Raw genomic sequence first — 11861 nt, forward strand, 5'->3', positions numbered from 1 at the left:
CGCTGCCGGCGTCCGCGCCGGAGGGAGCCTTCAGGCGTGGGCGGTTCGCCAGCCTCCGGGTGCGTAGTCCCGGCGGACGGTCTCGACGTACGGAGCGGGGCTGACGATGGCCCGGATCTCGGTCTGCACGTGGGCCTCGACGGTCGGCTTGGTCGAGCCGCCGCCTTCCTCCCCCCAGTGGAAGACGACCTCGGTGCCGGGCTCTGCCTGCGCCGCGTCCAGGACGGCCAGGGTCAGCATCTTGCCCTCGTTGGCGCTGTAGCCGATCCAGGTCGAGACGCCGACGGGTTCGGCGTCCACGGTGACCAGGTCGAAGGGGTGCATGCAGTACACGGCGGAGGGCCAGTCCATGAACTTCGCCCGGTCCGTCTTCCGGAACATCGTCCCGATCGTGCGGGTCACGTCCTCGTCGTCGAGCGCGAGCGTGACCTTGACACGGTGCTCGTCCTCCGCGATCCGCTCGAGCGCCTCGCGCCCCACGAAGTCGTGGTCGAACTTGACGTAGTTGCCGTAGCCGAGGTCCCACGGCGTGAAGTAGTAGTCCTCGATGTCGTCGGAGGGAAAGCTGCCGCCGATCGACGCGGAGGCCTCGTACCCGGTTGCCGGGAGCCACTCGCGGTACGCCTCGAGCCGCTCGCCCGAGTACACGGCGGGGAGCGGAGAGGGGATCCAGCCGGACTCGAGCGTGTTGGAGGAGTACGCCCTGCCCCCGACTCTCCGGAGGCCGAACTCCTCACCTGCCTCGAGGAGCGTCTCGAGCACCGGCTCCCGCTCGTCCCATGGTCCGAACAGCTCCCAGCCGGGCTGGCCGACCATCCCGTGACGCAGGGCGCTGACGGTCCGGCCTGCGATCGTCACCCTCGTCTTGTGGAAGAACTTGAGCTCGGGGGCGGCCTGGCCGAGGACCTTCTCGATCAGGTCCATCGCGTTCGGTCCCTGCACCTGGAAGCGGTAGGACCTCCGCCGCCCGTCCGTTCGGAGCGCCGTCCTCAGGTCCAGATCGACCTCGACGTCGTAGCCGCCGGTCTCTGCGTGGTACATCACCCAGTTCAGCGCGGGCGCGCGGCCGACGAGGTTGAACCGATCCTCGGCCAGCGCAAACAGGATCACGTCACCGATCACGAACCCGTCCGGAGTGCACGGCACGAAGTGCTTCGCCCGGTCGACGGCGAAGCCCTCGAAGCTGTTGACCGCGAGCTCGGAAAGGAGCCTCAACGCGTCGGGCCCCGAGATTCCCAGGTCGTTCATGTGGAACGACTGATCGAAGAGGACGCAGGTCGTCTGCCAGGCTCGCTGCTCGTCGCGCCAGTTCGTGAACTCGGCCGGGACGCCCGGATAGACGTTGGGCCCGGCCTGCGAGTTCCGCAGGAGCTCCACGGGGCTCCCTGCCGCCGCGAGCACTGCCTCGAGACTCCGATGACTCACGTTCGTCCTCCCTTGTCCAGCTCGAGTGGTCGCCGGGCGAGCCCGACCCGCTTCTCGACCGGCAAGCCGAGGCTACTACGCGCTCGACGCCCGATGTAAAGGGGGATAATCACGCTGTGAAGCAGAACTCGACAGAGGCTGAGGCCGAAGGGCGCGGTTCCGGCGGCGATCAAGAGGGTGGCGCGTCGCTCGAAGCCGCGTCCTTCCTCGTGTTGTCTCGTCGACCGGACGTCGTTTAGGCTCGCGCCGAATGAGCATCCTCGGCAATCGTGTCCTGAGAGTGGAGGACCCTCGGTTCCTCCGGGGCGAGGGGCGCTACATCGAGAACATGCCGCTCCATCGCGCGGCCTGGGTCACGTTCGTCCGCTCGCCGCTCGCGCACGCCCGCGTGAACGGGATCGACACCTCCGCAGCGGAGGCGCTCCCGGACGTCCAGGTGCTCACGGGCGCCGACGTCGACGCGCCTCCGTTCGGCCCGCCGCCGTACTGGAACATCAATCCCGGGATGGTGCGGCCGCTCGTCGCCCAGGACGTCGTCCGCTTCGCAGGAGAGATCGTGGCGATCGTGGTCAGCGACGACCGAGCGGCGGGCATCGACGCCGCCGAGCTCGTCGCGATCGACTACGACCCGCTGCCCGTGGTCCTGACCGTTGAGGAGGCGGCGGAGGACGAGACCCTGCTCTTCCCGGACGAGGGAACCAACGTCGCCGCACGTGCCGGCTCAGAGGAGCACGACGAGGAGCTCTTCTCCGGCTGTGAGGTGGTCGTCTCCGACACGGTCTGGAGCCAGCGGATGGCGGCGGCCCCGCTCGAGCCGCGCTCCGCCGCCGCCGAGCTGGGCGAGGACGGCCGACTGACGGTCTGGCTGACATCGCAGACGCCGCACACGAGCAAGATGGTCGTCGCAGGGATGCTCGGGCTCGATCCCGGACAGGTCCGGGTCGTGAGCCCCGACCTCGGCGGCGGCTTCGGGGCGAAGATGCTGGAGGTCGAGGGCGTCCTGGTCGCCTGGCTCGCGCGCAAGCTCGGCCGGCCCGCCCGCTGGACGGAGACGCGGACCGAGAACATGCTCGGACTGCTGCACGGTCGCGCGCAGCGGCTCGAGTTCACGCTCGGCGGAACGCGCGACGGCGACGTGCGCGCCTACCGGCTCGACGTCCTCGCGGACGCAGGCGCGTATCCGATCCTCGGCGCGTACCTGCCGAACCTGACCTGCCTCATGGCGAGCGCGGTGTACGAGATCCCGAGGGTCGAGGTGGAGGGCCGGTCGGTCGTCACGAACACGACCCCGACCACCTCGATTCGCGGCGCCGGCCGGCCGGAGGCGGCGCAGGCGATGGAGCGGGCGCTCGACCTCTTCGCGGCCGAGGTCGGCCTCGACCCGGCGGAGGTCCGACGCAGGAACTTCGTCCCCAAGGACGCGTTCCCGTACACGACCGCGACCGGGGCCACGTACGACTCCGGCGACTACGAGGGCGCGCTCGACCTCCTGCTCCGCTCGGCCGGATACGACGAGTTGCGCGAGGAGCAGCGCCGGCGTCGCGCGCAGGGCGGCCCCGTCGAGCTCGGGATCGGCCTCGGCGCATACGTCGAGATCTCGAACCCCGTGGGGGAGGCCGAGTTCGGAGAGGTCGAGATCACGGACAACGGCGAAGCCATCCTCCGCACCGGCTCGCACTCCCACGGCCAGGGGCACGAGACGACGTTCGCGATGCTCGCCGCCGAGCGGCTGGGGCTTCCCGTGGAGCTGGTCACGGTGATCAAGGGCGACACCGACGAGGTGCCCACCGGAGCCGGGACCTTCGGCTCCAAGTCGACGCAGATCGGAGGGGTCGCCGGACGGCTCGCTGCGGACGGGGTCGTCGAGCAGGCGAAGGCCCTGGCGGCCGACTACCTCGAGGCGAGCGCCGCGGACATGGTGCTCGACCTCGACACGGGCCGCTTCCACGTCACGGGAGCCCCGGAGCCGGCGCTCGGCTGGGCAGACCTGGCGTCCCGGGCCGCGGCGGACGGCCGGCTCGGCGAGCTGAAGGTCTCGCACGAGTTCCAGGCGCCGCCGTCGTTTCCGTTCGGGATTCACCTCTCGGTGGTCGAGGTCGATACGGAGACCGGGAGGGTGGAGGTCAAGCGGCACGTCGCGGTCGACGACGCCGGCACGATCGTCAACCCGCTCGTGGCCGACGGCCAGGTGCACGGCGGTATCGCGTTCGGCGTCGGCCAGGCGCTCTACGAGGAGGTCGTGTTCGGAGAGGACGGGTATCCGCTCACCGGCACGTTCGTCGGCTATGCGTTCCCTTCCGCGGCGGAGCTCCCGTCCTGGGAACGCGTCGAGATGGTCACCCCGACGCCCAACAATGTCGTCGGCGTGAAGGGGATCGGCGAGTCGGGGACGGTCGGCTCGACGCCCGCGGTTCACAACGCCGTGCTCGACGCGCTGGCGCCCTACGGCGTCCGCCACGTCGACCTGCCCTGCAACGGCGAGAACGTCTGGAAGGCCCTCCAGGAGGCGACGGCATGACGAGGATCGCGCTGACGGTCAACGGGGAGGGCCGCGAGGCGGAGGTCCAGGCGCGGCAGCTCCTCGTGTACTTCCTGCGGGAGCAGCTCGGCCTCACGGGAACCAACGTCGGCTGTGACACATCCTCGTGCGGGGCGTGCACCGTGCTCCTCGACGGCGAGTCCGTGAAGTCGTGCACCGTGCTCGCGGTGCAGGCCGACGGCAGCGAGGTGACGACGATCGAGGGCCTCGCAAGGGGTGGTGGCGAGCTCCATCCGGTCCAGCAGGCGTTCCACGAGCAGCACGGTGTCCAGTGCGGCTACTGCACGCCGGGGTTCGTGATGGCGACGGTCTCCCTCCTGAAGGACAACCCGCGGCCGTCCGAAGCCGAGATCAGGCACGCGCTCGAAGGGAACCTGTGCCGCTGCACCGGGTACCACAACATCGTTCGCGCGGTCGAGGCGGCGGCGAGGGCGGGAGCATGATCCCTGCCGCGCTCGAGTACCGCCGGGCGGGGTCGGTCGAGGAGGCGATCGAGCTCCTCGGCTCCGACGAGGACGCCAAGCTGCTCGCCGGCGGGCACTCGCTGATCCCGGCCATGAAGCTCCGCATCGCGCGGCCCACGGCGCTCGTCGACATCGGCCGGCTGGACGATCTCCGCTACGTGCGCGAGGACGGCGACCGGATCGCGATCGGCGCGCTCACGCGCCATGCGGCGCTCGAGGCCGACGCGATGCTCGGCGGATCGTGCGCCGTGCTCGCCCGCGCGGCCGGCGAGGTCGGCGATCCGCAGGTCCGGCACCGGGGGACGATCGGGGGCTCGGTCTCGCACGCAGACCCCGCATCCGACCTCGCGACCGTGCTCCTCACGCTCGACGCCGACCTCGTCGCGCGTGGGCCGGCTGGCGAAAGGACGATCGCGGCGGCGGAGTTCTTCACGGGGCCGTTCGAGAACGCGCTCGCCCGCGACGAGGTGCTCGTCGAGATCCGCGTCCCGAAGGCCGGGGAGGGCGTGTACCTGAAGCACTCGCGCCGCGCGCAGGACTGGGCCACTGTCGCCGTGGCGGCAGCCCACGTCGACGGACGCGTGCAGGTGGGGCTCTCGAGCATGGGGCCGACGCCGCTCCGCGCCCGCGCTGTCGAGGAAGCGCTCGCGGGCGGGGCCTCCGCCGAGGACGCGGCGGCACGCGCCGCCGAGGGCACCGACCCGCCGAGCGACGTGAGCGGCAGCGCCGCGTACCGGGCGCACCTCGCGCGGGTGCTCGTCCGGCGGGCGCTCGAGCAGGTCTAGATCGAGCCGCTCGCGGGGCGCGGCGGCGATGACCGCCTCCGCGAGCAGCGTGGCGCCTCAGGGACGCTTCCCCGCGAACAGCTCGGTGTGCTCCCCGAAGTAGCTCGAGATGAGCAGGTCGTGGTTACTCCGCAGCTGCTCGGCGTCGCCGTGGAGCGCCAGCTCGCCGTGCGAGAGGACGTAGCCACGATCGGCGATCGTCAGCGCGAGCTCGATGTGCTGCTCGACGAGCACGACGCCGCAGCCGCTCTCCTCCGCGTACTCGCGGACGACCGGGAGCAGGCCCTCGACGATCACGGGCGCAAGGCCGAGGCTGAGCTCGTCGAGGAGGAGAAGCTTGGGATGGCGCGCGAGCGCCCGTCCCACCGCGAGCATCTGCTGCTCGCCGCCGGACAGCAAGCCGCAGCGGCGGTCGCGAAGCGGCTCCAGGGCCGGGAAGTACCGGTACGCGACTGCCGCGTCGAGGCGCTCGCGGCGGTAGCCCAGACGCAGGTGCTCGGAGACCGTGAGGCCGAAGAAGAGACCGCGCGACTCCGGGACGTGGGCGATGCCCAGGCGCGCGCGACCGCTCGCCGACACGCGCCGCAGATCGGTCCCGCCGAAACGGATCGCCCCCTCGAGCGGATGCACGAGACCCGACACGGCGCGCAGCGTGGTCGTCTTGCCGGCACCGTTGGCACCGAGCAGCGCGACGACCTCGCCCGGAGCGACCTCGAGGTCGAGGCCGCGGATCACGGGGGCGCTGTCGTACCCGGCGGTCAGGCCGTCGATCTGCAGCACCGGAGCGCCTCGTCCCGCTCCGGCGCCGGCAAAGCCGGCACCCCCGCTCCTGGGCGGCTCCGTCGAGCCTACGCCGCTCACGCCGAGACCTCGCCCGCCTGGCGCTCCTCGAATGCGGTCCCCGGGTCGACCGCTTGCGCGCCGCCGAGGTACGCCTTGACGACGAGCGGGTTGCGGCGTACCTCGTCCGGCGGGCCGGACGCGATCACCTTCCCGAACTCGAGCACGACGATGCGATCGCAGATCGTGAGGACCAATCCCATGTCGTGGTCGATCAGGAGCGTTGCGGTGCCGGCATCCGCGATCTGCCGCAGCTGCCGGCCGAGCTCCCCGCTCTCGCGCGTGTCGAGGCCGGCCGCCGGCTCGTCGAGGCAGAGGAGGCGCGGCTGCATGGCGACCGCACGGGCTACGCCCACGAGCTTGCGCTGTCCCTGCGTCAGCTCGCTCGGCATCGCGTCGGCGAGCGAGCCGAGCTCGAGCAGCTCGAGCACCTCGTCCGTCGCGGCGTCGTCGCCCGCGGGCCGGCCGACGAGCTCGGCCGCGAGTGACAGCCACGGAGGGCGCTCGGCGGCGACCATGAGGTTCTCGCGCACCGTGAGATCGTCGAACAGCTCGGTGCTCTGCCATGTGCGGGCGAGGCCGCGGCGGGCACGGGCGTGCGGCGGCAGCCCCTCGAGGTCGCGGCCGTCGAGCTCGGCGTGCCCCGTGTACCGCACGAAGCCCGTGATCGCGTCGACGAACGTCGTCTTGCCGGCACCGTTCGGTCCGATCAGCCCCACCAGCTGACCCTCCTCGACGACGACGTCGACCTGGTCGACGGCGCGCACGCCGCCGAAGTGCACCGACAGGCCGGTCGTGGCGAGGACGGTCGTCATGCGGCCTCGGCAGACTCCGACGTCGCGAGCTCGGCCTTTCGTTTCGCCCGCGCCTGCAACGTCCGGTAGAAGGAGCCGGCCACGCCCTCCGGATTCTGGATCAGCGTGAAGATGAGCACGAGGCCGCCGAAGAGCAGGAACCAGTTCCCGGAGAGGCCGAACCACTTGTCGAGCGCGTACGGCATGATCCCCTGCGCGGCGATGAGCCCGGCGAAGACCGCGCCGGAGACCAGCGTGATGCCACCCGCGTAGGCGAAGGCGATCAGGCTGAGTGCGAGAGGGACGCTGAAGCGGTCGGCGCTCACGGAGCCGAAGTTGTACGCATAGAGCGTGCCGGCCACTCCCGCGATCAGCGCGCTGATGCCGAAGGCGATCAGCTTGACGTTGCGGACGTCGATCGCCGCCCCGGCCGCGGCGCGCTCGTTTGACCGGACGGCCAGCATCCGCTGGCCCAGGATGCCACGACGGACCGAGATGACCAGGAGGGAGAGGAGGACGGCGGCGGCAAGCGCCACCCAGCCGAACACGGGGCTCGGCAGGTTCCCGTCGAGGCCGCGGAACGAGGCCGTCGGCCCGAGGTTGATGCCGAAGAGCTTCGGATCGGGCACCGGCGAGCCGGTCGCCCCTCCGCCCCAGGTGGAGTTCACGAAGCCGAAGTTGAAGACGGCCACCGCGGCAGCGATCGTCACCACCGCGAGGGCCACGCCGCGCACGCGCAGCGCCGACACCGCGGTGACGAGGCCGAGCAGCACGGCAGCGGCGATGCCCGCGAGGGGCGCCAGCGGGAAGCCGATGCCTGCATCGACGGCGAGATGCGAGACGGTGAAGCCGGCGACGCCGGCGAGCGCGAGCTGGACGACCGAGATCTGACCGACGAAACCGGTGATGACCACCAGGGAGAGTGCCATCACGATCCCGATCAGCGAGTTCGTCAGCGCCTGGCGGAAGTCGAACGGCAGCACGACGAGCGCGATCGCGCAGAGGAGCGCCGACGGGATCGCGAGCTTGCCCGCGTGCTTCGGGCGGGGGACGTCGGGGAGGCGCTGCTCGACCAGCTCGCCGCGCGTCGGCAGCGACGCGCCGCGCAGGAACATCGCCGCCACGATGAGCGCGAAGACGAGCAGCTCCTTGACGCCGGGCCAGGCCGCACCCGCGCTGGTCGGGAACCACGTCTTCGTCGACGCGTACTCGATCAGCGACTCGGCCATCCCGATCGCGAGCCCGCACGCGCACGCGATGGTGAGCGACGTGAGCCGGGCGAAGAGGGCGGCGGCGAGAGCAGGCACGACGAGGAACGGCAACGTGGTCGTGTCGAGCGCCGCCACCGAGCCGGCGAAGATCCCGAGGGTGCCGAGCACGAGGCCGGCGAGGATCGCGTTCGCGAGCGACAGCTCGTTCGGCGACAGGCCCGCGAGACGGGCGGCGACGTCGTTCTCCGACGCCGCCCGCGTGGCGAGCCCGAAGCGCGTCCAGCGGTAGAGCGCCCAGAGCAGGAGCGTCATCCCCACCACCATGCCGCTGAGCACGAAGGCGGAGAGCGGCACGGCCGCATCGAGCATGCGGATGACCCGGATCGGGATGATCGCCGGCTGGGGATGCTGCGAGGTGCCGAACGCGAGGAGCATCGCCGCCTGCGCTGTCAGGAGGACGCCGAGCGAGGCGACGAGCTTGGCGAGCGGCGCGGCGGTGCGGAGCGGCCGGTAGACCGCGAGCTCGATGACCACGGTGACGAGCACGACGAAGACGTAGGAGAGCGCGACCGCGAGCGGAGTGCCGACCGTGAAGCCGAGTTCACCGGTCCGGAGCGCCCAGAACGAGAAGCCCGCGAGCATGGCAATCGCGCCTGCGGCCAGGTTGATGAAGCCGGAGCCCCGGTACGTGATCACGACCCCGACCGCGATGGCGGCGATCGTGGCCCCGGTCCCGAGGCCGAGCAGGAGGAAGAGGAGTATCTCGCTCACGTCGTCCCGTGGGAATCAGCCGACGGGGCCGGGGTTGAACCGGCCCCGTCGGATGAAGGGTCGTCGCTCGTCGACTGCTACTTGCCCGGCGGCCCGATCCAGCCGGACGCCCGCTTGAACGCGAACTTGCCCTGGTAGGTGAACGCCTGGAACATGTCGTTGCAGATGCCCGGCGCGTTCTTGTACTTGCCGCACTGGAGCTTCGGCGACCCGAGCGCGAGCGGGCCGCGGAACACCTTCGCCCGGGCCAGGACCCGCGCCGGCGTGATCCGGCTGACGTTGTTCGCGGCTGCCTCGTTGAGGAACCTGACGGTCGTCAGGAGCTCGGAGAACGCGACGATGTGCCACGGATCCGGCGCGTTCTTCTCCGCCTTGTACCTCTTGATCACCCGCTGATAGGCGGGCATGCCCTTGTCGGTCGGATCGCCGTAGTTCGACGACGCGATCGCGTACGTCCAGAGCGGCCAGTCGCCGAGCGCCGCGCTCACCTGTGGGCTGAGGCAGAGCGGCGCGGTCATGATCTTGCGCGAGTCGGTGATGCCGAGCTGCTTGAGGGCGTTCGCCTGGTTCGCGCAGTCCGCCGCCGAGCCGTACGGGGCGACGAAGTCCGCCGTCGTCGCTCCGGCGGCGGTCAACGGCGCGGTCAGGTCGCTCTGACCCTGCGTGTAGCCGACGGCCTTGACCGAGATCCCTGCTTGCCTGAGGCCGGCCGCGATCACCAGCGCCGCCTCCGTGATGCCCGTCGCCTGCGGATAGACGACCGCAGCTGTCTTCGCCTTGAGGACGTTCCTCGCGTACGTGCCGAACGGCAGGAGGATGTGCCCCGCGTCGCCGAAGAGAACGATGGCGTTCCTCTGCGCTCCATCGACCGGGGTGACGGCGACACCGGTGACGACCGGCTTCGCGCCGCGGATCGTCGCGTGGAACGACTGGGCTCCCGTGGCGACGGCGCCCGTCGCGATCACGGCAATCCGCTTGTCGTTGACGAGCTTCTGCCCGCAGGTCGTGCCTTCCTCCTCGTTCGACTTGATGAAGCACTGGACGAGCGCGACCGGATGGCCGCCGACGCCGCCGAGCTGATCGTTGACGTACCTCACGGCCAGCTGCGCGCCGGCGGTCGCGAGCCCGCCGATCACGACCTGGCCGCCCTGCTGGTTCACCCAGCCGATGTAGACCTTGGACAGCCTGGGGTTTGCCTTCCCGCGCTTCCCCTTGACGTACGTGAGGTAGTTCGTCACTGCGGCGCTGGCGGTCGGCGCCGTCGCGCGATCGGACCTCGCCGTCGTCGCGGAGGCGGCGATCGCGAGCACCAATGCGACGAGCGCCGCACCGGCGAGCGCGGCACTACGGGCTGAGCGATTCATGACTCTCCTTCCACGTGAGACGTGAACTGGTCGTCAAGACATGGTCCTCGCGACCGGGATCGGGATTCGGATGGCCACCCGGGCTCGCGCAGGTTCGAATCAACCAGATCAGCACCAATGTTGTCAACAATTCCCGGCGGACGTTCCACACCGTTCGTCGGTCGCTCCCGTCCTCGAGGCGGCACGCACTGCTCCGCGAGGCTCGTCAGAGCACACCGCGGCTCGCCCTGTCGATCCCCCCCGGGAGCAGCCCGCGTCGCACGGACTCGGCCACGTTGAAGAGATGGCTCCGCATCGCCGCCTCGGCTTCGTCCGGTCGACCGGCGACGACCGCGTCCACGATCGCCCGGTGCTCCGCCACGGAGGCCGCCGAGCGCCCGGGGATGAGGATCGTGCGGTACTGGTAGCGGACGGTCTGCGAGCTGAGGGCGTGGATGAGGCGAAGGGCCGTTCGGTGCCCCGACAGCTCGAGCAGGGTGGCGTGCAGGTCGGCGTTCGCGTCCGAGGCGCCGAGCAGGTCGCCGGCCTCGAGCAGCTCGCCGTGGCGGGCGAGGCACGCCTTCACGCGGGCGGCGCCCTCGTCGTCGATTCGCTCGGCGGTCTGGCGGACGGCCAGCCCTTCGAGGACCGCCCGGGCTTCGAGGATCTCGACCGCCTCCTCGTCCGAGACCTTGCGCACGCGCGCTCCTCGGTGCGGCTCTCGTACGACGAGGCCGTCCTGCTCGAGCCGGATCAGCGCCGTGCGCACCGCACCCCGCGACATGCCGAAGGTCGCGCTGATGTCGGCCTCGACGAGGCGGGCGTCGGGGGCGATGTCGCCGCTGACGATCGCCGCCCGAAGGGACTCGTAGCTCGCATTCGTCGACACGTCTCCCGCATCCTGCCGGAACGTTGCGAAGATCGTCAACAATCCTGCTCACTCTCCGCTAGGTTGCGATTCACGATCCTCGCGTCGCAGCGACCGGGCACGGCTCGCAGATCTCGCGGCGACAAGGGGGCGACGTCCAGATCCGATGGCCACCCAATCCGCGATCGAGGCGCAACCGACCGAGCTCGCCGTGACGACCGGGCCGGTGCGGACGCTCCGCGACCGGTTCGCGCAGCCCGGTGCGTTCGTCGTCGCCGCCGAGATCGTCACCAGTCGCGGCCTGATCTCCGCCGACGGAGGCGGGCGCGTGCTGAGCCTGGCGCGGCAGCTGGCAGCCGACGCGCGCGTCCACGTCCTCCCGATCACGGACACCCCGGGCGGACACGCCAGGGAACTGGAGCTCTCTTGCGAGCTCGTGCCGGAGTTCTACTTCTTCGAGCGAGACCCGGAGACCGGGCTTCTGGAGATCGCATACGTGTGCCCCGAGTCGCAGCGCGCGAAGAGCAAGCGCAAACGGCCCCTGCGGCGGGGCCCGGGAGGGCCTGTGCGAGGTGTACGACACGGAGTGCATCTGGTCGCAGGCGTACGAGCGGCCGAAGGCATGCGGGGGAGGCGGAGTCGATGCTCGACGGCCCGTCGTGGTCAGGACAACGCGCTCGCCGGGACGAGCGCCTGGGCCAACACGTTCCTGGACCGCGACCACGTCGCCCGGCAGCAGGCAGGCGGCGAGGGTCGATCCGGGACGGCGTCATAATCGACACGGCGGGCGGTTTCGCCCGATCGGGAGAGGAGGCTCGTAG

The 11861-nt window shown here is 70.9% G+C and carries 9 protein-coding genes and 1 pseudogene; 4 read left to right on the forward strand and 6 right to left on the reverse strand.

Annotated features, from left to right (window positions below; all coding sequences use genetic code 11):
* Nucleotides 1–30: 30 nt before the first annotated feature.
* Complete coding sequence (gene desA / locus VFO26_RS17665; protein WP_325116404.1) at nucleotides 31–1425, reverse strand: syringate O-demethylase; 1395 nt, start codon at nucleotides 1423–1425, stop codon at nucleotides 31–33.
* A 250-nt stretch (nucleotides 1426–1675) separates the two neighbouring features.
* Here desA and VFO26_RS17670 point away from each other — a divergent pair, with 250 nt between their 5' ends.
* The 3 genes from VFO26_RS17670 to VFO26_RS17680 are packed head-to-tail and all read left to right on the forward strand — an operon-like array spanning nucleotide 1676 to nucleotide 5213.
* Entirely contained in the window at nucleotides 1676–3943 is a 2268-nt protein-coding gene (locus VFO26_RS17670; protein ID WP_325116405.1) for a xanthine dehydrogenase family protein molybdopterin-binding subunit, read from the forward strand.
* On the forward strand, nucleotides 3940–4407 hold the full coding sequence (locus tag VFO26_RS17675) for a (2Fe-2S)-binding protein (RefSeq protein WP_325116407.1): 468 nt from the start codon (nucleotides 3940–3942) through the stop codon (nucleotides 4405–4407). The genes VFO26_RS17670 and VFO26_RS17675 overlap by 4 nt, the downstream gene beginning before the upstream one ends.
* Nucleotides 4404–5213 carry a xanthine dehydrogenase family protein subunit M gene (locus VFO26_RS17680; RefSeq protein ID WP_325116408.1) on the forward strand — a complete coding sequence of 270 codons (810 nt, stop codon included), beginning with the start codon at nucleotides 4404–4406 and terminating at the stop codon, nucleotides 5211–5213. Before VFO26_RS17675 ends, VFO26_RS17680 begins: the two co-directional genes overlap by 4 nt.
* A 57-nt stretch (nucleotides 5214–5270) precedes the next feature.
* Here VFO26_RS17680 and VFO26_RS17685 read toward each other — a convergent pair whose 3' ends face one another.
* The 5 genes from VFO26_RS17685 to VFO26_RS17705 all read right to left on the reverse strand — a co-directional run bounded on the left by VFO26_RS17685 (nucleotide 5271) and on the right by VFO26_RS17705 (nucleotide 11100).
* Nucleotides 5271–5993 (reverse strand): ABC transporter ATP-binding protein, encoded by a 723-nt coding sequence (locus VFO26_RS17685; protein WP_325116409.1) that lies wholly within the window; start codon nucleotides 5991–5993, stop codon nucleotides 5271–5273.
* 77 nt (nucleotides 5994–6070) lie between these two features.
* Complete coding sequence (locus tag VFO26_RS17690; protein WP_325116410.1) at nucleotides 6071–6868, reverse strand: ABC transporter ATP-binding protein; 798 nt, start codon at nucleotides 6866–6868, stop codon at nucleotides 6071–6073.
* Complete coding sequence (locus VFO26_RS17695) at nucleotides 6865–8829, reverse strand: ABC transporter permease (protein WP_325116411.1); 1965 nt, start codon at nucleotides 8827–8829, stop codon at nucleotides 6865–6867. Before VFO26_RS17695 ends, VFO26_RS17690 begins: the two co-directional genes overlap by 4 nt.
* A 77-nt stretch (nucleotides 8830–8906) precedes the next feature.
* The gene (locus VFO26_RS17700; protein ID WP_325116412.1) at nucleotides 8907–10193 is read right to left on the reverse strand and encodes an ABC transporter substrate-binding protein; all 1287 of its coding nucleotides are present in this window, start codon (nucleotides 10191–10193) and stop codon (nucleotides 8907–8909) included.
* A gap of 205 nt (nucleotides 10194–10398) precedes the next feature.
* The gene (locus VFO26_RS17705; RefSeq protein WP_325116413.1) at nucleotides 10399–11100 is read right to left on the reverse strand and encodes a GntR family transcriptional regulator; all 702 of its coding nucleotides are present in this window, start codon (nucleotides 11098–11100) and stop codon (nucleotides 10399–10401) included.
* A gap of 494 nt (nucleotides 11101–11594) precedes the next feature.
* Here VFO26_RS17705 and VFO26_RS18025 point away from each other — a divergent pair.
* Nucleotides 11595–11861: pseudogene (locus VFO26_RS18025) on the forward strand (hypothetical protein); the annotation flags it as partial.

Origin of the sequence: Gaiella sp., from assembly GCF_035710885.1 — a bacterium.
Lineage (GTDB): Bacteria > Actinomycetota > Thermoleophilia > Gaiellales > Gaiellaceae > Gaiella.